Source organism: Cupriavidus sp. 05T42, from assembly GCF_056396345.1.
This window is the reverse complement of record NZ_JBFTLH010000017.1, coordinates 59,738-85,864: the sequence shown is the minus strand read 5'-3', so window position 1 is coordinate 85,864 and position 26,127 is coordinate 59,738. Positions and strand designations below refer to the sequence as shown.

Genomic DNA, 26,127 nt, shown 5'->3' with positions numbered 1-26,127 from the left:
GGCTTCCGGGCCATCGTCCCATGACCTACCTCACCAGGCATCCGGCCATCCTCTTCCTGGCCATGATCGTGCTCATGGCGCTGGCGGCGGGGATCGGATTCCTGGTGCTGCGCCGCATCAGGCCGATGGCGGACGACAGCCGTGACGACTTCAATATCGTGCAGGGCGCCACGCTCACGCTGCTCGCCCTGCTGATCGGGTTCACGCTCTCCATGGCGGTCGGCCGCTATGACCAGCGCAAGAACCTGGAGGAAGAAGAGGCCAACGCGATCGGTACCGAATTCCTGCGGGCCGAGCTGGTGGAGGGGCCGGAGACGGCGCAGATCAGGGCATTGCTGATCCGCTACCTGGACCAGCGCATCCTCTATTACCGCACGCGCGAACCCGACGCCCTGCAGAAAATCGAGCATGCCACGGCACAAATCGGCGACGACCTGTGGAAGGTGGTGCGCGGCGTGGCGCGCGACAAGCCCACCCCGATCACGTCGCTGGTGGTGTCGGGCATGAACGACGTCCTCAATTCCCAGGGCTATACAGAGGCCGCGTGGCTGAACCGGATCCCGGTGTCGGCCTGGTGCCTGATGATCGTGATTGCGTTCTTTAGCAGCCTGATGCAGGGCTATGGCGCGCGCACCAAGAGCGCCAAGGCCGCCCTGTTGCTGGTGCTGCCGATGACGATATCGCTGTCACTGGCGCTGATCGCGGACATCGACAGCCCGCGCGGCGGTTTGATTCGTGTCCCACCCCAGAACTTGCACAACCTGGAGACCGCGCTGAAGCGCTAGGGTCTATCGGTTGCCGTTGTTTGATTGGTTTGTCCTAACCGGGAGTGCCAGCCATGAAATTCGCCCCTCTCCTCATCGCCGCGACGACATTGGCGTGGACATCATCGGGGTGGGCCCAGGCCCAGCCCATTGGCGGCAAGCCCGCGACGGCAGCGACCAAGGCAGCGAACGCGGCCGTGCTGAACGAACTCCCTTTCAACGACAAGGCCGACTTCGAGGATGCCCAGCGCGGTCTGGTGGCCAAGCCCGACACGCTGACCATCCGCAATGCCAAGGGCGACGTCGTCTGGGACCTGGAAGCCTACAAGCAATACATCGGGCTCGACAAGGCGGCGCCGGACACGGTCAATCCGAGCCTGTGGCGCAACGCCCAGTTGGGCATGCAGAACGGACTGTTCAAGGTGTCGGACCGGATTTACCAGGTGCGTGGCTTCGACCTGTCGAACATCACCTTCGTGCAGGGTGACACGGGATGGATCGTGCTGGACCCGCTGATCTCGGCCGAGACGGCCAAGGCGGCGCTGGAATTCGTCACGAAAACCCTCGGGCAGAAGCCGGTGGTGGCCGTGGTGTACAGCCACTCGCACGTGGATCACTACGGCGGCGTGCGCGGCGTCGTGAACGAAGCCGATGTCCGGTCCGGGAAGGTCAAGATCTTCGCGCCGGAAGGCTTCACGGAGCATGCGGTCAGCGAGAACGTCATCGCCGGCAATGCGATGGGGCGCCGCGCCGTCTATATGTATGGGGCGCTGCTGCCCCGCAACGCGCGCGGTGGCGTGAACGGCGGGCTGGGGCAGACCGTGTCGACCGGCGACGCCGGGCTGATCGTCCCCACGGACATCATCAGCAAGACCGGCACCGAGATCACCGTGGATGGCGTGAAGATGGTGTTCCAGATGACGCCAGGCACCGAGGCGCCGTCCGAGATGAACACGTTCTTCCCCCAGTTCCGGGGCATGTGGATGGCCGAGAACACGACCAACACCATGCACAACATCCTGACGCTGCGTGGCGCTCAGGTGCGTGACGCACTGAAGTGGTCGAGCTACCTGAACGAGACCATCGACACCTACGGCAAGGATGTCGATTTCAAGTTCCAGGCCCACCACTGGCCGATGTGGGGCAACGCCAAGATCATCGACTACTGGAAGAAGCAGCGCGACCTGTACAAGTACACGCATGACCAGTCGGTCAACCTGATGAACAACGGCTACACCGGGGAAGAGATCTCGGAGATGATCAAGCTGCCGCCGGAACTCGACAAATTCTGGCCGAACCGGGGCTATTACGGCACGCTGCGCCACAACTCCCGGGCGGTCTACCAGCGCTACATGGGCTGGTACGACGGCAATCCGTCCGACCTCAACAACCTGCCGCCGGAAATGGCCGCCAAGAAATATGTGGAGTACATGGGCGGCGAAGCGGCGGTGCTCAAGCGCGCCAGGGCGGATTTCAGCAAGGGCGACTATCGCTGGACGGCCGAAGTCCTCAAGCATGTGGTATTCGCCAACCCCAACGGCAAGGCGGGCAAGGACCTGCTGGCCGATTCCCTCGAGCAGCTGGGATACCAGGCGGAGAGCGGCCCATGGCGCTCGGTCTACCTGATGGGCGCCTATGAACTGCGCAATGGCGTGCCCAAGGCCGGCGGGACGACGACCGCGAGCCCGGACACCATCAAGGCGATGCCGCCGGAGATGCTGTTCGACTATCTGGCGGTTCGCTTGAACGGGCCGAAGGCCGCTGGCAAGAAGATCGGGCTGAATCTCGACTTTACCGACCTGAAGAAGCAGTACGGGCTGGCGGTCGAGAACGCGGTGCTGAACTATGGCAAGCCGCTGGCGCAGCCCGACGCAAAGATCACGCTCTCGAAAGCGACGCTTGACGCCATCCAGCTCAAGGAGACCACGATCGAGAACGCCATCGCCAAGGGCGATATGAAGGTGGAGGGCCGCCGCGAGGCACTGAGCGAGTTCCTCGCCCTGCTCGACACCTTCCCGTTCTGGTTCAACATCGTGACGCCATGAAGACGACGACCGCGGTGTTGATGGCCACGCTGGTAGCGTGGCTTGGGGCCCTCCCGACGACGGTGGCGGCGTGCGGCTCCKACTTCGTGCTGGGAGATGAAGTCGGCGCCGCGCATCCGGCCTCCATTGGCGTGGCCTTCGCGCTTCACGATGCCATTGGCGCGGGCAGGTTGCCAGCTGCCGAAAGCAATACCGGCGCGCAGGCGCGAGAACGTGCGGACGATGCGGCACATAGGCTGGAGCAGCGGCTCGCATCGGCCGGGCCGAAGCTGCCGCCGATGGCGCTGCTGCAGGTGGAGTCGCGGCTCTGGACGCGATATGGTGCGGCGAGCCGCCGGCACGCCGCCCCCGATGCGCATCACGACGCGGGCCCGGCCGATGGCGACGTGGTCGTGGTGACCGGGGAACCCGTGCTGCGCGCCTTGCTGGACGGCCGCATCGGCTGGGCGCAGGCTGTGGATGCCGGACTGGTCGTAGTCGTGGGCGAGCCCGCCGCCCAAACCCGCGTGGCGACGGTGCTGGCGGCGCGATTTGCCATGGCGGGTGGATCTTCGCTGGCGAGCCATGTAGCGAGCAGCCGGCGCTAGTCCGCCCCCCGAAGCACAATCGTCGCACGGCGAGCATTGCAATCGCCGGCCGCTGGAGAGGTCACCATGCAATGTTCGGTCGGAATCTTCAACGACGTGCCGATGGCGGTCCTGTTCGTGACCGTCGGCCTCGGCTATGCGGTAGGCAAGCTCAAGATCGGGCCGATCGGGCTCGGCGGGGTGTGCGGCACGCTGATCGTGGCGCTGTTGATCGGGCAGACCGGCTGCCAGCTCCACGGGGAGCTGAAGGAGGTGGCCTTCGCGCTGTTCATCTTCGCGATGGGCTATTCCGGCGGCCCGCAGTTCTTCGCCAACCTGAACCGCTCCAGCCTGCGGTTCATGGTGCTGCCCCTGATCGAGGCGATTGCCGTCATCTCCATCGTACTCACCGCCACGCGGATGATGGGCCTGGACCCCGGCACGGCGGCGGGGCTGGCGGCTGGCGCTGCCACCGAATCGGCTGTGGTCGGCACGGCGGCCGAAGCGCTCAAGCACCTTGGCCTGGGCGCGGCGGAAACCACGCGGATGGAATCGAACATCGCCACCGCGTACACGCTGACCTATCTGGTCGGCCTCGTCAGCATTGTCTTCTTCACCAGTCAGGTCGCGCCGATGCTGTTGCGGCTCAACCTGAAGACGGCGTCCCGCGAGCTCGCCACCCGGCTGGAGGCCGCCTCGGATGACGACGTGGCCACGCAACCGGCGCTCCCGCGTCTGGTAGGCCGCGCCTATCGCGCCGAAGGGGCCGCCGGGCTGACCGTCGGCCAGCTTGAACGCCAGATTGGCGGGCGCACCCTCGTCGCGGGCCTGTTTCGCGGCAATGAGGCCGTCACGGCGGATCCCGACCAGAAGATCGAGGCGGGCGACATCGTCGCCCTGATCGGTGTGCGCGAGCGGCTGGTCAATGCGGGCGAACGGGTCGGCGTGGAGGTGTTGCCGCCGGCGGCCCACCACGATGTGCTCCAGCTCGACGAACGCCAGGTGATCGTCAACAAGCCCGGTCTGAACGGCCGCACGCTGGGCGATCTCGCCCGGGCGGCCACGCAGCGGCATATCCGCTTCGTCTGGGTGCAGCAGATCATGCGCTCCGGCATGAGCCTGCCGATTACGCCGGCGACGCAGTTGCTGCACGGCGACCGCCTGACGCTGGTCGGCACCGACCCGGCGCTGAGCGCGGCCGCGCAGGAGCTGGGCACGGCCGTGCGCCACGTGGACACCACCGATCTCGTCTTCCTCTGCGTGGGGATCCTGCTGGGTCTGCTGGTGGGCATGCTGTCCGTGACCGTGTACGGGATTCCGATCTCGCTCGGCAGCGGCGGCGGGGCGCTGCTGAGCGGGCTGGTGTTCGGCTGGATCAACTTCAAGCGGCCCGGGCTGGGGGACATGCCGCCGGCTGGCGTCCAGTTGCTGAAGGACCTCGGCTTGGCGATATTTGTCGCCAGCGTGGGATTGTCGGCGGGGCCGGATGCCATCACGCTGGTGCGCGAGCATGGCGCGATGCTGCCGCTGGTCGGCCTCGCCGTGTCGCTCGTGCCGGCTTGCCTGTCGCTATGGATCGGCCACGTGTTCCTGAAGATCGAGGGCCCGTTGCTGATTGGCGCCATCGCCGGGCAGCACGTGAGCACGCCGGCGATCAGCGCCATCCTGGCCGCCAGCCAGAGTTCGGTGCCGCTGCTCGGCTATACGGTGACCTATGCCATCGCCAATGTGATGCTTCCCGTACTCGGGCCGATCATCGTGGCGCTGGCCTACCGGCTGGGGTAACCGCCGCCCTCCCAGATTTTCTCTCTCCCTCCGCTGCGCACTCTGCCGCAGCAAGCCGCGCTCTACATACTGTACGTTTGTACAGTATAGTAGCGCCACACCAGACCCCGCCGGGGCCTGCGAAGCCATCGTAATTCGCCGAGCCGATCGGAGTACGATGGTGGGCTCCGGCGGTGCGTCCGCCCCCTGCATTGCGCTTAACCCATTGATTTGCGAGGCAAAATTGTCCGACCATGGCCTGATCCGCATCCGCGGCGCCCGTCAGCACAATCTCAAGAATATCGACCTTGACCTGCACACGGGCCAGATGACCGTGGTAACGGGCCCCTCGGGCTCGGGCAAGTCCAGCCTGGTCTTCGATACGCTCTACGCGGAAGGCCAGCGCCGCTACGTGGAGACCTTCAGCGCCTACGCGCGCCAGTTCCTGGACCGCATGGACCGTCCGCAGGTGGACAAGGTGGACGGCGTGCCGCCGGCCATCGCCATCGACCAGACCAACCCGGTGCGCAGTTCCCGGTCCACCGTCGGCACGATGACCGAGCTGAACGACCACCTGAAGCTGCTCTACGCGCGCGCGGCCGAACTGTTCGACCGCCAGACGGCGCTGCCGGTGCGTCATGACTCCCCCGAGACCATCTACGCCGAACTGGCCGCCCGCACCGCGCCCGGCCAGCCCTTTGCCGACGCCCGGCTGGTGGTGACCTTCCCCGTGGAACTGCCGGCCTCGGCCACCGAGGAAGAAGTGGCGCAATGGCTGTCCGTCAGCGGCTACACGCGCGTGCACGGCCAGCGCGTGGTCGAGTCCGCCACCGGCAGCCGCAAGGTGCTGGACGTGGTGGCAGACCGCTTCCGCATCGCCAATGTGGACAAGGCCCGCGCCGTGGAGGCCATCGAAGCCTCCCTCAAGCGCGGCGGCGGTCGCGTGAGCGTGCAGGTGGTGACCGACGCCGGCGACGGCCCGGTCTGGCGCTTCTCCACCGGCCTGCACAGCCCGGAAAGCGATATCCGCTACGCGGACCCGCAGCCGGCGCTGTTCTCGTTCAATTCCGCCTATGGCGCCTGCGAGACCTGCCGGGGCTTCGGCCGGGTCATCGGCGTGGACCTGGGCCTGGTGATTCCCGACAGCCGCAAATCGCTGCGCGACGGGGCGATCAAGCCGATGCAGACGCCGGCCTGGAAGGAATGCCAGGACGACCTGATGCGCTACGCCGCCCGCGCCGGCATTCCGCGCGACCTGCCGTGGGACCAGCTCAGCGAGGCCGAGCAGCACTGGGTCATCCACGGCTCGCCGGACTGGAACGGCCAGTGGAACAAGCAGTGGTACGGCGTGATGCGGTTCTTCAGCTACCTGGAATCGAAGGCCTACAAGATGCACATCCGCGTGCTCTTGTCGAAGTACCGCAGCTACACGCCCTGCGAAACCTGCGGCGGCGCGCGCCTCAAGACCGAATCGCTGCTCTGGCGCCTGGGCGACAAGGCCAATGCAGACGCCGTGCTCCAGCCGGATCACCGCTTCCTGCCGCGCGGCGTGGACTGGGATCGCACCCAGCTGGAGGCGCTGCCGGGCCTGACCGTGCACGACCTGATGCTGATGCCGATTGCCCGCATCCGCCGCTTCTTCGACGATCTGACGCTGCCGAGCGCCTTGCTCGACGACGCCCTCAAGCTGCTGCTGGCCGAGGTGCGCACGCGCCTGAAATACCTKTGCGACGTGGGCCTGGGCTACCTGACACTGGACCGCCAGAGCCGCACGCTGTCTGGCGGGGAGGTCCAGCGGATCAACCTGACCACGGCGCTGGGCACCTCGCTGGTCAACACGCTGTTCGTGCTCGATGAGCCGAGCATCGGCCTGCATCCGCGCGACCTGAACCGGATCGTCGAGGCGATGCATCGGCTGCGCGACGCCGGCAACACGTTGGTGGTGGTGGAGCACGACCCCTCGGTCATGCTGGCCGCCGACCGGCTGATCGACATGGGCCCCGGCCCTGGCGAGCGCGGCGGTGACATCGTCTTCGACGGCACGCCGGCGGCCATCCGCCATGAACGCACGCTGACCGGGGACTACCTCGGCGGGCGGCGCCTTGTGACGGATGCGTCGCACTGGCAGGCGCGCAAGGTCGATGCGGACACGCCGCGCCTCCGGCTGGAAGGCGCCACCGAGCACAACCTGCGCGATGTCAGCGTCGAGATTCCGCTGAACCGGCTGGTCTGCGTGACTGGCGTGTCCGGCTCGGGCAAGTCCACGCTGCTGCAGGACGTGCTGTACCCGGCCATGGCGCGCCATTTCGGCAAGGCCACCGAGTCCCCCGGCGCGTTCCGCGACCTGATCGGCGCCGAGCAGGTGGATGACGTGGTCTTCGTGGACCAGTCGCCCATCGGCAAGACCGCGCGCTCCAACCCGGCCAGCTACGTGGGCGCGTTCGACGAGATCCGCAAGCTGTTCGCCCGCGCGCCGCTGGCGCTCCAGCGCGGCTACACGGCCGGCACGTTCAGCTTCAATTCGGGCGACGGGCGCTGCCCGACCTGCGGCGGCTCGGGCTTCGAGCACGTGGAGATGCAGTTCCTGAGCGACGTTTACCTGCGCTGCCCCGATTGCGACGGCACGCGCTATCGCGCCGAGGTGCTAGAGGTGAAGATCGCCCGCGCCGTGCGTGGCCAGCCGCCGCGCCAGTTGAGCGTGGCCGATGTGCTGGAGCTGACCGTCAGCGAGGCCACGGCGCTGTTCGCCGACGATGCCGCCGTCCTGCGCGTGTTGGCGCCGATTGCCGACGTCGGCCTGGAATACGTGAAGCTGGGCCAGCCCGTGCCGACGCTGTCCGGCGGGGAGGCCCAGCGGCTCAAGCTGGCCGGCTTCCTGGCCGAGACCGCGCAGACCCAGCCGGTGAAGAACCGCAAGGCGGTGATCCTGCCCCGGCGGCTGTTCATGTTCGACGAACCCACCACCGGCCTGCATTTCGACGACATCGCCAAGCTGATGCGCGCGTTCGGCAAGCTGCTGGACGGCGGCCATTCGCTGATCGTGATCGAACACAACCTGGATGTGATTCGCGCGGCGGACTGGCTGATCGACCTGGGCCCGGAAGGCGGCGACGCCGGCGGCGAGGTGCTGTGCGTGGGCACGCCCGAGGACGTCAAGGGCTGCGAACACTCGCATACCGGCCATGCGCTGATCCAGTATGACCAGGCGATGGGCGAGGCCGGCACGCTGGCCGCCGAGCGCGCCGAGATGGCCGGGCACGGCCTGCCGCTGCAAGCCGCGCTGCAGGCCAAGCGCGCGCGCCGGGCCATCGAGGGCGAGGGAGTGGTGCGCATCGTCAACGCGCACGAGCACAACCTGAAATCGCTGAATGTCGACATCCCGCACGGGAAGTTCAATGTGATTACGGGCGTCTCGGGCTCGGGCAAATCCACGCTGGCCTTCGACATCCTGTTCCACGAGGGCCAGCGCCGCTATCTGGAATCGCTGAATGCCTATGCGCGTTCGATCGTGCAGCCGGCCGGGCGGCCGGAGGTGGACGCGGTGTATGGCATTCCGCCGACCGTGGCCATCGAGCAGCGGCTGTCGCGCGGTGGCCGCAAGAGCACGGTGGCGACGACCTCCGAGGTCTGGCACTTCCTGCGCCTGCTGTACGTGAAGCTGGGCATCCAGCACTGCGTGCATGACGGCGCGCCGGTGACGTCGCAGAGCGCGGCGTCCATTGTGGCGCAACTGCTGCGCGACCATCGCGGCCAGCATGTGGGCCTGCTGGCGCCGCTGGTGGTGAACCGCAAGGGCGTCTATACGGATCTGGCCAAATGGGCCAAGGCGCGCGGCAACACCCACCTGCGCGTGGACGGCGAATTCCTGCCGGTGGACCCGTGGCCGCGCCTGGACCGCTTCCGCGAGCACACCATCGAACTGCCGGTGGGTGACATCGTGATTTCGGCGGATAACGAGGCGGCGCTGCGCGCGCTGCTGGACCAGACGCTGGAGGTGGGCAAGGGCGTGATGCACCTGCTGGCGCCGCTGGATGGGCTGCACGACGCCATCCATGATGGCAACGGCACCCGCCACGTCGGCGAAACCAAGGTGTTTTCGACGAAGCGCGCCTGTCCGGTCTGTGGCACGAGCTACCCGGAACTCGATCCGCGCATGTTCTCGTACAACAGCAAGCATGGCTGGTGCACCACCTGCGTGGGCACGGGGCTGGCGCTGACCCGCGAGCAGCGCGCGGCATACGACGACACGGTGCTTGGCGCCGACGACAACCGCGGGCGCGAGCAAAGCCTGCCGTCCGAGGAGCAGGAGCCGGAAGGCGTGGGCGATACGCCTTGCGCCGATTGCAGCGGCACGCGCCTGAACCCGGTGGCGCGCGCGGTGACCTTCGAGGCCAGCGCGATTACCGATGTCGCCCAATGGACCGTGTCCGATACGCGGCGCTGGGTGGACGGCCTGCGGCTCAAGGGCCGCGATGCCGAGATCGCGCGCGACGTGGTGTCGGAAATCGCCAGCCGGCTGCAGTTCCTGGAGGAAGTGGGGCTCGGCTACCTGAGCCTGGACCGGGCCGCGCCGAGCCTCTCGGGCGGCGAGGCGCAGCGCATCCGCCTGGCGGCACAGCTCGGCAGCAACCTGCAGGGCGTGTGCTACGTGCTGGACGAGCCGACCATCGGCCTGCATCCGCGCGACAACCAGATCCTGCTGGACGCCCTGCGCAAGCTTGGCGACAAGGGCAACACGCTGGTGGTGGTGGAGCATGACGAGGACACCATCCGCCGTGCCGACCACATCATCGATATTGGCCCCGGCGCCGGCAAGCGCGGCGGGCATCTCGTGGCGCAGGGCGGGGTGGCGGCGCTGGCCGCCGCACCGGACTCCACCACGGGCCAGTTCCTGGCGCGGCCGATCATCCATCCGCTTCAGCCGCGCCGCGCGGTGCGGCCGGCGCGCGCGGGCCGGGAAGCCGAGCCGGCGCAATGGCTGACCGTGGAGGGTGCGCATCTACATAACCTGCGCCATGTCACGGCGCGGATTCCGCTGGCGCGTCTGGTGGCGATTACCGGCGTGTCCGGCTCGGGCAAGTCCACGCTCGCGCGGGACGTGCTGATGACCAACCTGCTGGACGCCGTGGGGCGCTCGGTAATGTCGTCGCCGGCCACGCGCCGGGCCCGGGCTGCCGCCGAGAAGGCCGGCAAGCCTACGGCCACGCGCGCGCTGAATGTGGCGCATGCCTGGCATGGCTGCACGTCGATCAGCGGTTGGGAGTCCATCGATCGCGTGCTGGAGGTCGACCAGACCCCCATCGGCAAGACGCCGCGCTCGTGCCCGGCCACCTATATCGGTGTCTGGGACGCGATCCGGAAGATGTTTGCGGAGACGCTGGAGGCCAAGGCGCGCGGCTACAGCGCCTCGCGCTTCTCGTTCAATACCGGCGACGGGCGCTGCCCGGCCTGCGAGGGCCAGGGCGTGCGCACCATCGGCATGAGCTTCCTGCCCGATGTGAAGGTGCTGTGCGACGTCTGCCATGGCCAGCGCTTCAACCCGGAGACGCTGGCGGTGACCTGGCGCGGCAAGAACATCGGCGATGTACTGACCATGGAGATCGACGAGGCGGTGGAGTTCTTCGGCGCCATCACGCAGATCGCCCATCCGCTGCAACTGATGAAGGATGTCGGCCTCGGCTACCTGACGCTGGGACAGCCATCGCCCACGCTGTCTGGCGGGGAGGCGCAGCGGATCAAGCTGGTGACGGAGCTGTCGAAGGTGCGTGACGACATCACGCGCCGGGGCCAGAAGGCGCCGCACACGCTGTATGTGCTCGATGAACCGACCGTGGGCCTGCATATGGCCGATGTGGCGCGGCTGATTCGCGTGCTGCACCGGCTGACCGATGGCGGGCACAGCGTGGTGGTGATCGAGCATGACCTCGACGTGATTGCCGAAGCGGACTGGATCATCGATCTCGGCCCGGAGGGTGGGGCGGCCGGCGGCACCATCGTCGGCGCGTCGGACCCGGAGACGCTGTCGCGCAACGCGGCGAGCCATACCGGCGCGGCGCTGGTGCCGGTGCTGGCGCGCGAACCCCACGAAGGCGCCGAGCAGGAAAAGCGGGGGATCGCAGTGGAATGAGGGTGGAATAAGCGTGAATGTGATGAAAAAGACCTGATCCAGGTTGCTCCCACTGCATTCCTGGCATAGAGTCGTTCCGATATCCCCGTCATCCGACGGTCCGTAGCCGATACCGGAACCGACCCGATGCCCCGTTTTTCATCACGCTTTCTGTCTMGTTTCTCTGATGTGCCGTTGGCCAGCCTCGGGCTGGCCACAGTCGCCTTGCTGGCGGCGTGCACCACGCCGCCCCCGGCCCCGCCGCAGCGCATGCCTGCGTCACCCTCCACCACGATTACACCGGCGCCGGGCGTCACCTATGGCGGCTCCGGTGGCCTGAGCCGTTCGCAGATGGAAGCCGCCGGCAACGCCTGCGAAAAGGCCGTCACCAACGCGGTCAAGCAGCGCTATCCGCAGCCCGGCAGTGTGATGATGATGCCGGACCGTGAACGAATCTATCAGCAGACCAGCACGCAAACCGGCGTCAACGGCGAGGGCACCTTTGAGCCCGATGCCTCGGACTCGGCCATGGCCTTCCGCTACACCTGCCTGTTCAACACGCGCACCAGCCGCGTGGACGACGTGCAGATGCGGTACTGAATCGTTGACTTATCCAGCATTTCGCTGATATCGCGCCGCTAACGGTGGGAAACCTCTTCCCATCGGCCGCGATCTCCCGGCAACTTCCCTCTGATCTATTAAGCGGACGCTGAAGCGGCTTCAGCAGGCCCGCGCGTTTTCCCGTATTGTCTCGATCTGGCGACATGGACGGCCCCCCGTCCGGCGCCTTCGCCCCGATCGCCCCTACTGGTAATCCGACCGTGCAGACCCCCGCCAGCCAGCCGTCCTCCGCGCCGCCCAGCCCGGCCACGCAGCCCCCGCTCGACAACGCCATGACGCCCCGCGAGAAGCGCGGCATGGCGGCGATCATGATCGCGGTGGCGCTGGCCACGCTCGACACGGCCATCGCCAATACCGCGCTGCCGGCCATCGCGGCGGACCTGCGCAGCACCCCGCAGGCCTCGGTCTGGATCATCAACGCCTACCAACTGGCGATGGTGGCCACGCTGCTGCCGTTCGCCGCGCTGAGCGGCATCGTCGGTCACCGGCGCATGTATCTGAGCGGGGTGATCGTCTTCGTCATCTCGTCGGTGATCTGCGCCATGGCGTGGTCGCTGCCGTCGCTGGCTGCCGCGCGGGCGCTGCAGGGCATCGGCGCCGCCGCCATCATGAGCGTGAACACGGCACTGATTTCCGCGATTTTTCCGATGCACCGGCTTGGGCGCGGGCTGGGGCTGAACGCGTTGATCGTCGGGGTTTCGTTCGCGGTCGGGCCGACCGTGGCGTCCGTCATCCTCTCGTTCGGCACCTGGCCGTGGCTGTTCGCCGTGAACCTGCCGATCGGGCTGCTGGCGCTGTCCATCGGCTGGCGCTCGCTGCCGGAGAGCAAGCGCAGCACGCATGGCTTCGACCCCGTGGCGGCCATCCTCAACGTCATTACCTTCGCGGCGCTGATCTTCGCGCTCGGCGAGGGCGTGCAGCGCGAGCCGGTGGAATACGTGGTGGCAGCCGCCGTGGTGTTCCTCATCGCCTTCGTGCTGCTGCTGCGCCGCGAACGCGGTCATCCGGCCCCGATGCTGCCGGTGGACCTGTTCCGTCGGCCGATGTTCGCGCTGTCCACGCTGACCGCCGTCTGCTCGTTCGCCGCGCAGGGGCTGGCCTTCGTGTCGCTGCCGTTCTATTTCGAGCATGTGCTGGGGCGCAATCCGGTGGAAACCGGCTTCCTCCTGACGCCGTGGTCCGCCGTGGTCGCGCTGATGGCGCCGCTGGCGGGGCGCCTGTCTGACCGCTATCCGCCCGGCCTGCTCGGCGGGGTGGGGCTGGCCGTCATGGCGGTCGGCATGGCGTCGCTGGCGATGATGCCGGCGGATGCCAGCGCGCTGAACATCGGCATCCGCATGGCGATCTGCGGGGCTGGCTTCGGTTTCTTCCAGTCGCCCAACCTCAAGGCACTGATGGGCAGCGCGCCGCGCGAGCGCTCGGGCGGTGCCAGCGGGGTGATTGCCACGGCGCGCCTGATCGGTCAGGCCACGGGCGCTGCGCTGGTGGCGCTGTCGTTCAGCATTGCCGGCGAGCATGGGCCGACCCTGGCGCTGTCGCTCGGCGCCGGTTTTGCCGGGCTGGCGGCCATCGCCAGCGGCCTGCGGCTGGTGACGCCGCAAAGTGCGGACAGCGCGGACAGCGCCGCGATGCGGGCCGCCGGCAAATAATCAGGAAATAAGCGGCGCCGCTTTGTGCGCGCACAGCTTGTAGAAACTGCATGCCGTAGGTGGATGATTCGCCACACCGGGCGCCTGCCGCGCTCGGTATGAAACTTGCCGCTTCTTCCGTATCGGGGCCGCGTCTCGCGCCCCAGCCCATGGAGGAACGCAATGAAGCGATCAGACGACTATGGCCGACGCCGGTGGCCGGACCAGCGTTACGGCGGCTCGGAGCAAGGCTACGGTCACGTACCGGGCGATGATCGGAACTGGCGGGAACGCGACCTGTCGGGCGGCCGGTACGGCAACACGCGCGACCGCAATCCCTATGACGCCAGCGACAACGGCTGGAACGCGCCCGACGACAATGTGCGCGACGATGGCGCCTGGCGGCGCGGCCGTACGGCATGGGGCACGGAATCGGGCCGGCAGGGCAACCAGGCACGTGGCGGCCCGGTCTACTATCCAGCCCGCTCCACCTACGACGAGAACCGCGACGAGAGCACGCCGCACAACCGCGGCTACGTGACCGCCTACAGCAGCGGCTATGAGGATGGCTATCAGGCCGCCTCGCGCTCGCCCGGCACCACGCCCGCCCGGCGCGCCGACCCCAATCCCCCTTACGAGCCCTACCAGCCCCAGCCCCAGCCCCAGCGCGGCTACGAGGCCGAGGCCGGCCGCAACTACCGCCAGCGCTCACGCGGTGACCAGTCGTTCGGGCAGGAGCGGTCGCCCTATGGCTATTCGCGCCGGGTGGGACCGAAGAACTACACCCGCACCGACGAGCGCATCCGCGAGGAACTGTGCGAGCGGCTGGCCCATCAGTCGGGCCTCGACGTGAGCGAAGTGGACGTCACGGTCATGGGCAGCATCGTCACCCTGACCGGCTCGGTGGACAATCGGCGCATCAAGTACGAGGTGGAAGACATTGCCGATGACACCTTCGGCGTGACGGATGTGATCAACAAGCTCCACATCCGCCCGTATGGCGTGCTGGCCTCGGAATAATCGAACTAGTGTCGAACTAGTGTCKAACTAGTCCGATTTGCCCCCTCGCGAAAGACAATGCCCCGGTTCGCCGGGGCATTTTTCATGGGATGGCCYGGAGACGGGCACCCTAGAGATCGCTGCCGTTCGGCGGATTTTCCATGCGCTTGTCGGTCTGGTCGGCCCGGTCGACCGGAGTGTCGGACGGCAGGGACTCGGCGGCGCGCTGCACTTCGTCGGAGATCTCGTCCTCGGGGTTGTCTTCCTCGGCCACGTGGAGGTCGCGCTCGGCCTGGCCCAGCTCCCGTTCCAGGTCGCTGGCATCGGTGTCCAGGTTGGGATCGAGCGTGCTGGGGATGCTCTCGGGGTCGCTGGCGCCGGTCTGGTCCCCTGGTCGGGAGGGCGTGTCATGCGGATGGCGGGACGTCTTGCTCATGATGGGGCTCCTGATGATCGATTCATGGTCGGTTCACATGTCCTTCGACAAGAAGGGCGGCAAGTTGCATGCCAGTCGGCACATCCCGCTCGGCGGGGCGGCCGGCATGCGCAACGGCAGGGGCGAAGGTTTAGGGTTTTCACCAAGACCCGCCGCCGCCTATAGTTCCAGGCAGGGGACCGCGACACACATTCGCCACGCAGACCGCCCGCCAGAGGCTGGAATGCCAATTGCTCAGGGATGGTGGGCTGCGTGACCTACGCGGTGCAGGGCACCGCCAGGCGTCAGCCAGGGAGATCACGATGAACTTGTCCGGCATCCTGGTGACGATGAGCCTGGCCTCGTCGGTAGCCGTCTCCTCCACGCCCGTGGAAAAACAACTGCTCTCCATCAGTCCGCGCGACTTCGCCCACCAGTTCAACGCCGTGGCGACGGGCGCCGGGTCTCGCCTCGCGCTGCCCGATTTCCGCGCCAAACCCGGCTGGCATCGCGCCAAGACCAGCGAGGGCATTTCCGTGCTCGTGCGCGCGGCCCACACCGGATACGCCATCGACGAGGTGGTGGTGGTCTGCCGCGCCGTGGAACAGTGCCTGATGACGATCTGCACGGCCGCGCTTGCCATCGACGCCACCGTGGACCCGGTGCTGCTCCAGCGCTTCATTGCCGCGCGCATCGCCGCGCAGTTGGGCGAGGTGGCCCTGGTCATGTCGGGTCTGGTGTACCTGGTGGTGTCGCCCAAGGACGACGACTATGTGGCGCTGGTGATCCGGCCGTACCAGCCGCAGCAGGAACTKACCGCGCCGCGCCAGGCGGGGCTGCTGCGCGCCGGCTATCCGCAAGGTTAGGGCGCTGCCCTCCTAGTGCAGCGGCGGACTCATCCGCCGCGACGTCATGCCTGCGGCCCGCGCGGGAGAGAACTCGGCTACGCGATGCTCGAGCAGCCGCTGCAATTCCGTGGCGCCCCGGTAGTAATGGGCGAGCAGCAGCCGCAGGTCCGGATCGTCGATCGGCTCGCGCAGCAGTGCGCCATAGGCGCTGGCCKCGCGGCCGGCCTGTTGTGCCGCGTGGCGCAGCAGCAGCAACTCGCCGGCGTCCGGCGAGGGCGTGCCGGGGCTGCCCGGCGTATCGCGCCGCGGTGGGGGCACGGCAGAGCCGTGCGATGTACCGTGTCCGTCGCCCAGACTGGCGCCGGCCCGGACGGCCAGTTCGGCTGCCGCACAGCGCTGCATGTTCGCCCGATGCGCCAGCACGGCGCGCATCTGCGGGTCAGACGCCGCAGCGGCCACGGCGGACAACGACTCTGCGCACGACTGGGCATGGCGGCTCAGTCGGGCGAGTGTAGTAGTCAATGCATCCATCTACGTCTCCGTCATGTCCTTGCAGTTGTCTTGTCATGTCTCACTGTAGGAGACGGTAGCCGTTCCGGGACCAAAGCCCTATCCATATCGCCCTGAAATTTCGTGCAGATCTGAGTTGAACGCACGCAAAACGCCGCCCGCCTGCAAACGCAGGGGGCGGCGCGGGTGATGACCGGTCGGCGGGCTTGGCGCGAACTTAGCGCTTGGTGCCCGGCGCCGGGTCCGGCGAGTCACCCTTCGGGCCGGACGGTGCGTCGGCGGTCGGCACCGCGGGGGCGCCTTGCTCGCGCGGCTTCTTCGAACGTGCCGTGGAGTCCTTCTTGGTGGTCGAGCTGTCCTTGTGCATGGTCGAGCCGCTGCTCATCGTGCCGCTGCTGCCGGGTTGGGTGGCAGAAGGCAAGGTGCCGCGCTGCGTGCTGGGGCCTTCAGGGGCCGGCGGCGCGCTCGGGTTCGGCACGTTCGGCGAGACGGGGGCCTGGCCGCCCCCCTGGGCCATGGCAGGCATCGCGATCAGCGCGCTGAGGGCGAGGGCGGTTGCGGTAAGCGTGCGTTTCATGTCGGTTTCTCCAAGATTGTGTCCTCACGGTAGTTCCACGATATTCGGGACGGCCGTCTGCCACTTGGGGGCGATGCCTGAAACGCATGTAGGACATCGACTACTTTGCCGCCGGTGCTGGGTTTTGCACGTTTTATATCGGCATGTAAAAGGGGCAAGGTCGGAGATGGGTACGAGGACGTCCGGCGTGCGCCGTGGGGCGCACGGGCCGTGCTGTGGCGCGCGGTATGGAATTTGCGTCCCGGTTGAGAAGCACGAGAGAAGCACGGCGGCGTGGCGTGGCAAGAGAGGGCGCCGCGATCGACGATCAACCGGAGATCCACATGAACCAGGGCAACTACAGGGGTGGCGGGTCCGACGACCGCACCTCAAGCGGCTACGGCAGTGACCGCGACGACGATCGCAACACCGACGACCAACGCGGCAGCACCCAGCGCGCCGGTTGGCAGAATCAGGGCGGCAGCCACTGGCAGCGCCAGCAACAGGCCGACAGCGGCAACTGGCTGTCCCATCAGCAGCAAGGGAATCAGCAACAAGGCGGTGGCTCCGATTGGCAAGGGCGCCCCAGCCAGCAGCAGGGCGGCGGCAGCGACTGGCAGGGCAGCGGCCAACAGGGCGGCAACCAGCAGGGCCGCAACCAGAGCACCTCGCAGGAATCCTCCGTGCGGACGGAAAGCGGCTACGGCGGCTATCAGGGTCAATCGGAGCGCTACGGCAGCGAGCAGAACGAGCGTAGCCGGGGCGAACGCGAACGCTATGGCGAGGACCCCTCGTCGCTGTACGGCCAGCGCAGCGGCTACGGCGGCGATCCGCGCCGCATGGAAGCGCACCGCTACGGCGGCAACCGCGCCGGCGAGGGCTGGAACCCCGGCGCCGCGCGGGATCAGGGCGGCCCCGCCGGCTATGGCGAAGGCCGCTACGGCGAGTATGGCGAAGGCCAGCAGCGCGGATCTGGATCGCGCGAGCGCTTTGTCGGCTCGGGCGAGCGTGAGCGCTGGGGCGACTGGCATCAGGAAGGCCGTGCCGGCCGTGGCAGCGAATGGTCGAGCCAGCAAGGCAGCCAGGGTGACGAATGGGGCCAGGGCCGCAGCCAGGGCGGCGCGCGCGGCGGCTGGGAAAGCCAGCAGCGGAGCCGCAGCATGCAGCAGCAGAACCCGCGCATGCAGGAGCGCAATCGCCCGATGAGCGGTCAGTGGCCCGACGCGTCACGCAGCGGCGGCGCGCCGTGGGATGAGCCGGGGCATTCGCCGGATATGCGGACCCACTATCCCGGCGCCTATGGCGTGTCCGACTACGAGCCATCCGCCGGGCAGCAGGGCACCCGTAACTGGGGCGGCCAGTCCGCCGGATCACGCGGCTATGGCGGCGCCAGCCGCTCGGCCGGGTTCGACCGGGCCGGCTACGACCGCGACGACCGGGCCTACGAGCAGTTCACCGGTGCCAACGAGCGTAGCTCGCTCAATCGCGGCTATGGCGGCGCGGGCGGCTCGGCGGCGGCGCGTGCCCAGCGCGTGGCGCCCAAGGGCTACCAGCGGTCGGATGAACGTATCCGCGAAGACCTCTGCGAACGCCTGACCCACAGCGGCCGCCTCAACGTCCGCGACGTGGAGGTGACGGTATCTGGCGGCGTGATCACGCTGAGCGGCTCGGTGATGGACCGGCAGCAGAAGTACCGCATCGAGGATATTGCCGACGATGTGTTCGGCGTGAAGGACGTGCAGAACCAGTTGCGGGTGCAGCGCGAAGCGGGAGGCCAATCGGGCAGTCAATCGGGCATGCAATCGAGCAGCCCGTCAGGGAGTCGCCTCGGCGGGATAAGTAGCTCGGGCAGTGCGAGCACCACCCCCGGTTCCTCGTCCAGCGGCTACACCAGCGCACTGGAGGCCGGCCGGACCGGCAAGGCGCCCACGGGCACAGATCCGCAGTCCGGTTCGACCCCAACCGGCAAATCGTCCACCTGATGGAAGGGAGCCACCATGAGTGAACTGAACCCGGCGCCCGGCGCGGGCGCCGACCGCAGCCAGCGCGCCACGCGCGTGCGCTCCGATGCGTCGCTGCATGACCTGCTATGCGAGCGCCTCTGGCGCAGCGGGATCGATGTGAGCGAGGTGTCGGTGACCGTGCAAGAAGGCGCGGTGACGCTGGAAGGCGCCATCGGCACCCGGGCTGACCGGGCGCGCGTCGAGGACGCCATCGACCGGATTCCCGGCGTGCGCGCCGTGGAGAACCGCGTCCGCGTGGCGCCTGACCGGTCTTCGGCAGGCCGCTAGCGGAAAGCGCGGAAAGACTGAACGCGGAACCTTAACGCGGAATGAATCAAGCCGGACGTTGCAACGCAGGACGACCATCCGTATCACAGCAAGAAGAAGGAGACGCCCATGCCATTCGCCTATGCAGGAACGCGCCGCCGGCGCAACCGCGACCGTCGTCGCAACCATGACGCGATTGGCGCCGATGCCGGCCAGCGTGGCGAGAACCCGCAGGCGCCGCAATCCAGCCCGCAATCCAGCCCGCAGTCCAACGCCGAGCCCTCGGGCCCGCAGTCCAACCCGCAGGCGGAGCGGGGCAAGCCGGACGAGCGGGGCAACGCGCCACCCGGCGTGGGGGAGCAGGACCTCCACGACCCCGGCAGCCGCGACCCCGATGCGCCGCCCGTGGACAACCGCTCCTGACATGAAAAACGCCCCCGAGGGGGCGTTGTCACAGGACGGGGGGATGGGCCTCACGCCGCAGCCATGCGCGCAATCCCGCAATCCATCTGGAACGTGGAGGGGCTGGATGTTTCGGCCTCTTCCGTTTCTTCTACGTCGTCTGCTGCCTCAGCCTGCTCGTCCTCCACGCGCAGCGAGACTTTGAGGCGCTCCGCTGCCGCACGGCCCACCCGGATGGCTTCGTCCCGGGTCTTGTGACGGCTGATGGCGCGCGGCACGCCGTCCGCCCGCAGATCCCAAAAGCCGTCGTTCAGCACGATGTGAAAATTCTTCGGCATGGTGAATGTGCTCCTGGTCGCTTCCCGATTATTGAGAGGTCCGTCTCCACGCGGACTGCCAATATTCTCGGATGGCGACCCCGGCATGCTGCATCGGCGTTTGTCTGACAGGGCTGTCGGTGGCCGCCGCTTGGCGCGTGACGCGGGCGGATCTCGTCGCGGCGGGAGCGCCCGCGCCCCCCGCCATGTTCATGTTTCGTCGCCTGTTCAATCGGGCTGAACAGCGCGAAAAGTTGAACAGCGGCGTCCTTTGGTCCATGATCGGGGTTACTTTTCCCGATTCCCGTTCGGCGACCCGGAGGACGCAGCCATGGACCAGAAGGCGGGCGATATCGACTGGGTGGAGGCCGCGCTGGTGGCCCTGCACCGCACTACGGGCATGCAGGCCCGCATCCGCCATGGCCGGCGCGACCCAGGCGGCGAGGCGCCGGTGGCCGCCATTTCCCTGCGGCGCGGCGACGCCGCCCATCGCTACGCGGTGGAGTGCCGGCGCTCGGTGCGCACGGTCGCGGACCTCTCCGTGGTGCGCGCCCAGTTGCAGGAGCGCGCGCCGGGCCTGCTCGTCACCACCTACCTGACCCCGGCGCTGGCCGGGCAGTGCCGCGAGATGGGGCTCCAGTTCCTCGACACGGCCGGCAATACCTTCCTCGATGCCCCGGAATTGTTCGTCTTCGTCATCGGCCAGACCCCGCCGGACAGCGTGGTGCGGCCCGCCGTGCGCATCAGCGGCAACCCGAGTTCCCAGCGGATGGTCTTCGCGCTGCTGTGCCAGCCGGAACTGCTCCAGGCCACGTACCGGGAAATCGCCCGAGTCAGCGGCATTGCGCTGGGCTCGGTGGGGGCGGTGTTCAACGGGCTGTCCGCGCGCGGCTGGCTGCTGGAGACGCGCGAGGACGAGGGGCGGCGCCTGACCGCGCCGGACCGGCTGCTCGATGAATGGGTGGCCAACTATCCGACCATCCTGCGCCACCGGCTACAGCCGCGCCGCTTCAGTGCGCCGGCTGCGGACTGGTGGCAGGCGGTCAACGCAACGGAGCTGGGCGGCTACTGGAGTGGCGAGGTCGCGGCGGCGGCGATGGTCGGCGGGATTCGTCCGGCCAGCCAGACGCTCTATATCGCCCCCGCGCGGATGGCGGGCGCGCTCCAGATGCTGACCCAGAAACACCGGCTGCAGCCGGACCCGGACGGCACGGTGGAGGTGCTCGAAGCGTTCTGGGACCCATCGGTAGAGGGGCTGGAGTCCCCGCCGCCGGGCCGGCCGGACCTGGCGCCGCCCGTCCTCGTTTATGCCGACCTGATGGCCACGCTCGATGCGGACCACCTCGCGGAGGCCACGCAGTTGCGCAAGGCGCGCATCAAGGACGTGCTGGACCGGTTCTAGGCCACCGGCCAGCCGTCGCCTGATCTCGTTCAAATTTCGTCTGCTCGGCTCCCTTACTGGTTCTTCATCGCCGCAGCCAGCCGCGCGATGATCTCCCCCTCGCTCTTGAATGCCTTCTGCGCATAGGCCGAATACTGCTCGGGGCCCATGTAGTTGGTGATCATGCCGTACTGGCGCGTCACGTTCAGGAACTTGGGGTCCTTGAGCGCGTTGCGGAACGCTTCGTCAAGCCGCTTGACCACCGCGGGCTTCATGCCGGCCGGCCCGATCACGCCGAACGGCGAGTTCGACCAGACCGGATAGCCGATTTCCTTGAGCGTGGGGGCGTCCGGGAAGTCCGCCGCGCGCTTCTCCGACAGCGTGGCCAGCACCCGCATCTGGCCGCTCTGCACGTAGGGCAGCAGGGTGTTGGACAGCACAGCCACGTCCGACGAGCCGCTCAGCAGGGCGGTGATGGCCTCGGCGTCGCCCTTATAGGGCACGTGGGTCCAGTTCGACTGGGTGACGCGCGCCAGTTCCGAAATCGTCAGATGCTGGCTGCCATAGATGCCGGTGGTGCCGTAGCTGATGCCGCGCTTGTCGGCCTTGGCCTCGGCAATCAGCTCCTGCATGGTCTGCCACTTGGCGTCCTTCTTCACCGCCACCGCGAAGTTGTAGTCCGCGATCATCGACACGTAGGTCAGGTCCTTGAGCGGGTCGTAGCGCATCTTCTGCACGTGCGGCAGGCGGAAGATCACCACCGGCGCCATGCTGAGCGTGTAGCCGTCCGGCTCGGTGGTCACCATCTGCGTGGCGCCCAGCGTGCCGCTGACGCCCGGCTTGTTCTCCACCACGATGGTCTGGCCCAGCTCGCGCCCGGCCGCATCGGCCAGCGCGCGGGCCACCTGGTCGGTCACGCCGCCGGCGCCGTAGGGCACGATCAGGCGGATCGGGCGGGTGGGGAATTCATCGGCGGCCTGCGCGACGCCCGGCAGGATGCCGGCGCCCGTGGCGGCCACGGCGGCGCCGGCCATGGCGAAGCGGACAAAGGTACGACGTTGCATGTTGTCTCCTTGGGTTCGTCACGCCGGATCGTGGTTGTCCGGCTGGCAATACATCTGCCGCAGTATGACCGGGAGACAGGGCGCGCGGGGCGCCTGGTAGAAGGTGCGAGCCCGCTATCCGTCGATTTCATCGACGTCATGCGCCGGCTGCATTGGCGCCTCCGGGTAAGTCCGGAGGCGCCGGGGGAGCGTTGGAGGAAGCGCGCCCGACGAATGTCAGGCGGCGATCACGCGGGTGCGGATGAAGGCATCGTCACGCATCAGCGCCTCGGCCCAGCCGGCCGGCGGCACCAGGCTGATGTCGGTGATGGCGTAGCCGATATCCCCGGCAGTTTGCAGCTGCTGCGCCACGATATTGGCGCCGATCTCGGCCAGCGCCTGGTTGAAGTGCGACAGCGTGCCGGGCCGGTTGTAGTGGATGTTCAGGATGCGCGCCGGGGCCTCGAGCGGGTTCGGCTGGATCTCCGGCAGGTTCACCGCGCCGATGGTCGCGCCGGTCTCCAGGAAGTTGGCGAGCTTGGTCGCTACTTCCACGCCGATGTTCTCCTGGGCTTCCTCGGTGCTGCCGCCCACGTGCGGGGTCAGGATGACATTGGGCTTGCCCTGCAGCGGCGTGACGAACGGATCGGTGTTGCTGCGCGGCTCCTCCGGGAACACGTCGATGGCGGCGCCGGCCAGGTGGCCGTCGTCCAGATGCTGGGCGAGGGCCGGAATATCCACCACCGTGCCGCGCGAGGCGTTGAGCAGGATGGCGCCGCGCTTCATGGACGAAAGCGCCCGCGCGTTGAGCAGGCCGCGCGTCTGGGGCGTGGCGGGCACGTGCAGCGTCACCACATCGGCCTGCGCCAGCGCGTCTTCCAGCGTGTGGGCGGGCATGGCCGAGCCGAGCGAAAGGCGCGGGCGGATGTCGTAGAACACCACGCGCATGCCCATGGCTTCGGCCAGGATGCCGACCTGCGCGCCGATATTGCCGTAGCCGATCACGGCCATGGTCTTGCCGCGAATCTCGAACGAGCCCTTGGCGGACTTCTGCCACTCGCCCAGATGGGCCGCGCGGCTTTTCTCGGGGATGCGGCGCATCAGCATGATCGCCTGGCCGATGACCAGTTCGGCCACCGAGCGCGTATTGGAGAACGGGGCGTTGAACACCGGAATGCCGGCGTGGGCCGCCGCGCCGAGGTCGACCTGCGAGGTGCCGATGCAGAAGCAGCCCACTGTCAGCAGCTTGCCGGGCTGGGCGAACGTTTCCGCCGTGAGCGTGGTGGCGGAGCGGATGCCAAGCAGTTCGTGCCCCTGCACCGCCTGCTGGAGGGGCTCGCCGGCGAGGGCCTTGCCCTGCGTGGCGACGTCGATCTGATGGCGCCCCAGCATTTGCTGGGCGCTGGCGTGGATATTTTCGAGGAGGATGGCGGTGGCCATGAGGGTCTGCCGAGGGTCAGGAGGTTGGAGATGCTGTGGGCGCGCGGCCATGAGGAACTGAGGAGCTGGCGCGCCGATGCGCTCACCTTATCACTGTCCCTTACCCGTGCTCATGAAGTGGGCATCGCGGGCCACTCGCGGCGCCTCATTGGGTAGATGTCTTTGTCATCGTACAACTAGGGTAATTTCGGTCAACATCCCCTTATTCGAATGCTTGCAGCGCCGCTTTTGTTCTCATATGATGTCCGATAACTATAACGAGGACGGAGACAACACGATGCAAGACACCCCATTCGACGCACGCAGGCGGACMCTGCTGAAAGCCGGCGGCGCGGTTGCTGCGGCGGCGGCCAGCGGCGGGGCACTTGCCCAGGCTTTCGAGTTCAAGCCGAGCCAGCGCTATCCCGACGCGGCCGTGGAGATCCTCGACTCCAGCTTTGCCAAATACCGCCTGTTCAGTTCCACCGTGGAGCAGCTCGCCACGGGCTTCCGCTGGGTGGAAGGGCCGGTCTGGTTCGGCGACGGCCGCTACCTGCTGTTCTCGGATATCCCCAACAACCGCATCATTCGCTACGACGAAGCCGCCAACCAGTGGAGCGTCTTCCGCCAGCCGGCCAACTTCAGCAACGGCCACTGCCGCGACAAGCAGGGCCGGCTGATCAGTTGCGAACACCTGACGCGCCGCGTCACCCGCACCGAGTACGACGGCTCCATCACGGTGCTGGCGGACCGCTACCAGGGCAAGCGCTTCAACTCGCCCAACGACATCGTCTGCAAGTCCGACKGCTCGCTGTGGTTCTCCGATCCGCCGTTCGGCATCGGCGGCGAGTGGGAGGGAGACAAGGCCACGCCAGAACTGCCGCACGCGGTCTATCGGATTGATCCGAAAGACAACGCGGTCACGCAGGTCATTGCCGATCTGAACGGCCCGAACGGCCTGTGCTTCTCGCCGGACGAGAAGAAGCTCTACGTGATCGAGGCGCGCGCGCAGCCGCACCGCGTGGTCTGGGCCTATGACGTGGCGGCGGACGGCGGTCTGTCGAACAAGACCAAGCTGATCGACGCCAACGGCCCCGGCGCGCTGGACGGCATGAAGTGCGACGTGGATGGCAACATCTGGGCCGGCTGGGGCAGTAGCGGGGCGCCCGGCGCGGACCCGGCCAAGCTGGACGGCGTGCGCGTGTTCAATCCGCAGGGCAAGGCCATCGGCCATATCCACCTGCCGGAACGCTGTCCGAACCTCTGCTTTGGTGGCCCCAAGCGCAACCGTCTCTATATGGCGTCCAGCCACTCGCTGTACGCGCTGTACGTGGAGACGCGCGGCGCGGTCTGATTCTCGATATTCATCGAAAATCGCTGAAAAGTTTCATCTCGCCGACGAGAAAACTGAATTCCATTCCGTATGGATTCTGTCAGCATGCCTGCATGCTGGCAGATACGGGATGGGGGCAATCGATGATGGGGAAGTCGGTTTTTCTTTATGGTGCGGCGGCGTGTTGCGCGGGCCTGGTCCCGCTGGCCGCGCAGGCCACGGAGGGGGCGCTGGGTCGCCCGGTGTCCGGCACCAGCGTGCAGGCCAATGCAGGCGTGGTACCGCCCGAGCCGGTCTGGGTGGTCAACTTCGGCGAGATCTACCTCGACGGCTCCGTGGGCAATGACCGGCAGGTGCCCATCGGCGGGCGAACCACGCTCGGCGTGGAAGCCAAGATCGCCTTCACGCTGGCCACCGCCATGAAGGTCTGGGATACCGGCCCCGGCGCATGGAACTTCGCCTCCAGCTTCACGTTGCCCTATGTCTGGACCACCGTGCACGCCACGGCCGGCGCCAGCGGCGCGCTGGGCAACTTCTCGACCGGCACGTMGGACCGGGCTTCGAACTTGTTCGATATCTACTTCGCCCCGATCATCGCCGGCTATCACTTCTCCAAGACCAGCCACATGGCGTTGAGCTTCAACGTCTGGGCGCCGACCGGCCAGTACAACAAGGACGCGCTGGCCAACCCGAGCCTGAACAACTGGACCTTCATCCCCCAGGTGGCCTTCACCCACCTGATGCCGCAGTACGGGCTGGAGTTCAATGCCGTGGGCGCGTTCCAGTTCTACACGCGCAACACGGCCACGGACTACCAGAACGCGCCACTGTTCACGCTGGACGTGATGGGCGTGAAGCGCTTCGGCCCGTGGGGCGTGGGGCTGGTCATGGGCACGGTGCAGCAGCTCGGCGGCGATAGCGGCCCCACGGCAGACCTGCTGCACGGCTTCCACGGCCACGACTTCGCCATGGGGCCGATCGTCACCTACGACACCAAGCTCGGCGGCAAGCATCCCCTCTCGTTCGGGCTGCGCTGGGTGCCGACGGTGAGCAGCAAGAACCGGCTCGACAGCACCTCCACCTTTATGGCGACTGTCACATTGGTGCTGTAGCAGCATTCCACCTCAAGCAACGATTCAC

General features: G+C 67.6%; 21 protein-coding genes. 15 read left to right on the top strand and 6 right to left on the bottom strand.

What is annotated here, in order from left to right:
- Positions 1–20 precede the first annotated feature (20 nt).
- From AC1EJR_RS21035 to AC1EJR_RS21000, 8 genes are all read left to right on the top strand, one after another.
- Positions 21–785, top strand: a complete 765-nt coding sequence (locus AC1EJR_RS21035) for a bestrophin-like domain (RefSeq protein ID WP_441592978.1) — start codon at positions 21–23, stop codon at positions 783–785.
- 53 nt (positions 786–838) lie between these two features.
- Positions 839–2,809: an alkyl/aryl-sulfatase gene (locus AC1EJR_RS21030; protein WP_454757790.1), complete on the top strand. Its 1,971-nt coding sequence runs from the start codon at positions 839–841 to the stop codon at positions 2,807–2,809.
- Entirely contained in the window at positions 2,806–3,396 is a 591-nt protein-coding gene (locus AC1EJR_RS21025) for a hypothetical protein (RefSeq protein WP_477147510.1), read from the top strand. The genes AC1EJR_RS21030 and AC1EJR_RS21025 overlap by 4 nt, the downstream gene beginning before the upstream one ends.
- Before the next feature lie 66 nt (positions 3,397–3,462).
- Entirely contained in the window at positions 3,463–5,160 is a 1,698-nt protein-coding gene (gene aspT / locus AC1EJR_RS21020) for an aspartate-alanine antiporter (RefSeq protein WP_092300623.1), read from the top strand.
- A gap of 223 nt (positions 5,161–5,383) precedes the next feature.
- On the top strand, positions 5,384–11,266 hold the full coding sequence (gene uvrA / locus AC1EJR_RS21015; RefSeq protein WP_477113627.1) for an excinuclease ABC subunit UvrA: 5,883 nt from the start codon (positions 5,384–5,386) through the stop codon (positions 11,264–11,266).
- Positions 11,267–11,515: 249 nt separating this feature from the next.
- Positions 11,516–11,845 (top strand): short-chain fatty acid transporter, encoded by a 330-nt coding sequence (locus AC1EJR_RS21010; protein ID WP_454757792.1) that lies wholly within the window; start codon positions 11,516–11,518, stop codon positions 11,843–11,845.
- Between the two features lie 293 nt (positions 11,846–12,138).
- Positions 12,139–13,515 (top strand): MFS transporter, encoded by a 1,377-nt coding sequence (locus tag AC1EJR_RS21005; RefSeq protein WP_092300759.1) that lies wholly within the window; start codon positions 12,139–12,141, stop codon positions 13,513–13,515.
- A gap of 162 nt (positions 13,516–13,677) precedes the next feature.
- A complete protein-coding gene (locus AC1EJR_RS21000; protein WP_092300614.1) occupies positions 13,678–14,514 on the top strand; it encodes a BON domain-containing protein in 837 nt (278 codons plus the stop codon).
- 109 nt (positions 14,515–14,623) lie between these two features.
- Here the strand turns inward: AC1EJR_RS21000 and AC1EJR_RS20995 are convergent, their stop codons facing one another.
- Positions 14,624–14,929, bottom strand: coding sequence for a hypothetical protein (locus AC1EJR_RS20995; protein ID WP_441592987.1), 306 nt, complete (start codon positions 14,927–14,929; stop codon positions 14,624–14,626).
- Between the two features lie 302 nt (positions 14,930–15,231).
- Here AC1EJR_RS20995 and AC1EJR_RS20990 point away from each other — a divergent pair, with 302 nt between their 5' ends.
- Entirely contained in the window at positions 15,232–15,774 is a 543-nt protein-coding gene (locus tag AC1EJR_RS20990; RefSeq protein ID WP_092300607.1) for a malto-oligosyltrehalose synthase, read from the top strand.
- Positions 15,775–15,786: 12 nt separating this feature from the next.
- On the opposite strand, the gene AC1EJR_RS20985 is transcribed toward AC1EJR_RS20990, so the two are convergent.
- Both AC1EJR_RS20985 and AC1EJR_RS20980 read right to left on the bottom strand, forming a co-directional pair.
- Positions 15,787–16,287 (bottom strand): hypothetical protein, encoded by a 501-nt coding sequence (locus AC1EJR_RS20985; RefSeq protein ID WP_477147509.1) that lies wholly within the window; start codon positions 16,285–16,287, stop codon positions 15,787–15,789.
- A gap of 196 nt (positions 16,288–16,483) precedes the next feature.
- Entirely contained in the window at positions 16,484–16,843 is a 360-nt protein-coding gene (locus tag AC1EJR_RS20980; RefSeq protein ID WP_441592989.1) for a hypothetical protein, read from the bottom strand.
- 323 nt (positions 16,844–17,166) lie between these two features.
- Between AC1EJR_RS20980 and AC1EJR_RS20975 the strand changes: the two genes are divergently transcribed.
- The 3 genes from AC1EJR_RS20975 to AC1EJR_RS20965 all read left to right on the top strand — a co-directional run bounded on the left by AC1EJR_RS20975 (position 17,167) and on the right by AC1EJR_RS20965 (position 19,515).
- Complete coding sequence (locus AC1EJR_RS20975; RefSeq protein ID WP_477113626.1) at positions 17,167–18,804, top strand: BON domain-containing protein; 1,638 nt, start codon at positions 17,167–17,169, stop codon at positions 18,802–18,804.
- Positions 18,805–18,819: 15 nt separating this feature from the next.
- Positions 18,820–19,113, top strand: a complete 294-nt coding sequence (locus AC1EJR_RS20970; protein WP_441592992.1) for a BON domain-containing protein — start codon at positions 18,820–18,822, stop codon at positions 19,111–19,113.
- Between the two features lie 108 nt (positions 19,114–19,221).
- The gene (locus AC1EJR_RS20965; RefSeq protein WP_441645372.1) at positions 19,222–19,515 is read left to right on the top strand and encodes a hypothetical protein; all 294 of its coding nucleotides are present in this window, start codon (positions 19,222–19,224) and stop codon (positions 19,513–19,515) included.
- A gap of 50 nt (positions 19,516–19,565) precedes the next feature.
- Here the strand turns inward: AC1EJR_RS20965 and AC1EJR_RS20960 are convergent, their stop codons facing one another.
- Positions 19,566–19,832: a DUF2188 domain-containing protein gene (locus AC1EJR_RS20960; RefSeq protein ID WP_441592994.1), complete on the bottom strand. Its 267-nt coding sequence runs from the start codon at positions 19,830–19,832 to the stop codon at positions 19,566–19,568.
- Positions 19,833–20,142: 310 nt separating this feature from the next.
- On the opposite strand from AC1EJR_RS20960, the gene AC1EJR_RS20955 reads away from it, so the two are divergent.
- Complete coding sequence (locus AC1EJR_RS20955) at positions 20,143–21,213, top strand: type IV toxin-antitoxin system AbiEi family antitoxin (protein WP_092300590.1); 1,071 nt, start codon at positions 20,143–20,145, stop codon at positions 21,211–21,213.
- A gap of 53 nt (positions 21,214–21,266) precedes the next feature.
- On the opposite strand, the gene AC1EJR_RS20950 is transcribed toward AC1EJR_RS20955, so the two are convergent.
- Both AC1EJR_RS20950 and serA read right to left on the bottom strand, forming a co-directional pair.
- Positions 21,267–22,256: a tripartite tricarboxylate transporter substrate binding protein gene (locus AC1EJR_RS20950; protein WP_092300587.1), complete on the bottom strand. Its 990-nt coding sequence runs from the start codon at positions 22,254–22,256 to the stop codon at positions 21,267–21,269.
- 216 nt (positions 22,257–22,472) lie between these two features.
- A complete protein-coding gene (serA, locus tag AC1EJR_RS20945; RefSeq protein WP_092300584.1) occupies positions 22,473–23,675 on the bottom strand; it encodes a phosphoglycerate dehydrogenase in 1,203 nt (400 codons plus the stop codon).
- A 277-nt stretch (positions 23,676–23,952) separates the two neighbouring features.
- On the opposite strand from serA, the gene AC1EJR_RS20940 reads away from it, so the two are divergent.
- Both AC1EJR_RS20940 and AC1EJR_RS20935 read left to right on the top strand, forming a co-directional pair.
- On the top strand, positions 23,953–25,008 hold the full coding sequence (locus AC1EJR_RS20940) for an SMP-30/gluconolactonase/LRE family protein (protein ID WP_477147508.1): 1,056 nt from the start codon (positions 23,953–23,955) through the stop codon (positions 25,006–25,008).
- 122 nt (positions 25,009–25,130) lie between these two features.
- Positions 25,131–26,099 carry a SphA family protein gene (locus AC1EJR_RS20935; protein ID WP_477147518.1) on the top strand — a complete coding sequence of 323 codons (969 nt, stop codon included), beginning with the start codon at positions 25,131–25,133 and terminating at the stop codon, positions 26,097–26,099.
- The last annotated feature ends 28 nt before the right edge of the window (positions 26,100–26,127 follow it).

Coding starts and splice junctions, on each gene's coding strand:
- AC1EJR_RS20970 (WP_441592992.1), top strand. CDS start 18,820: ATGAGTGAACTGAACCCGGCGCCCGGCGCGGGCGCCGACCGCAGCCAG.
- AC1EJR_RS20965 (WP_441645372.1), top strand. CDS start 19,222: ATGCCATTCGCCTATGCAGGAACGCGCCGCCGGCGCAACCGCGACCGT.
- AC1EJR_RS20975 (WP_477113626.1), top strand. CDS start 17,167: ATGAACCAGGGCAACTACAGGGGTGGCGGGTCCGACGACCGCACCTCA.
- AC1EJR_RS20955 (WP_092300590.1), top strand. CDS start 20,143: ATGGACCAGAAGGCGGGCGATATCGACTGGGTGGAGGCCGCGCTGGTG.
- AC1EJR_RS21000 (WP_092300614.1), top strand. CDS start 13,678: ATGAAGCGATCAGACGACTATGGCCGACGCCGGTGGCCGGACCAGCGT.
- serA (WP_092300584.1), bottom strand. CDS start 23,675: ATGGCCACCGCCATCCTCCTCGAAAATATCCACGCCAGCGCCCAGCAA.
- aspT (WP_092300623.1), top strand. CDS start 3,463: ATGCAATGTTCGGTCGGAATCTTCAACGACGTGCCGATGGCGGTCCTG.
- AC1EJR_RS21035 (WP_441592978.1), top strand. CDS start 21: ATGACCTACCTCACCAGGCATCCGGCCATCCTCTTCCTGGCCATGATC.
- AC1EJR_RS21010 (WP_454757792.1), top strand. CDS start 11,516: ATGCCTGCGTCACCCTCCACCACGATTACACCGGCGCCGGGCGTCACC.
- AC1EJR_RS20960 (WP_441592994.1), bottom strand. CDS start 19,832: ATGCCGAAGAATTTTCACATCGTGCTGAACGACGGCTTTTGGGATCTG.
- AC1EJR_RS20980 (WP_441592989.1), bottom strand. CDS start 16,843: ATGAAACGCACGCTTACCGCAACCGCCCTCGCCCTCAGCGCGCTGATC.
- AC1EJR_RS21030 (WP_454757790.1), top strand. CDS start 839: ATGAAATTCGCCCCTCTCCTCATCGCCGCGACGACATTGGCGTGGACA.
- AC1EJR_RS20995 (WP_441592987.1), bottom strand. CDS start 14,929: ATGAGCAAGACGTCCCGCCATCCGCATGACACGCCCTCCCGACCAGGG.
- AC1EJR_RS20950 (WP_092300587.1), bottom strand. CDS start 22,256: ATGCAACGTCGTACCTTTGTCCGCTTCGCCATGGCCGGCGCCGCCGTG.
- AC1EJR_RS21005 (WP_092300759.1), top strand. CDS start 12,139: ATGACGCCCCGCGAGAAGCGCGGCATGGCGGCGATCATGATCGCGGTG.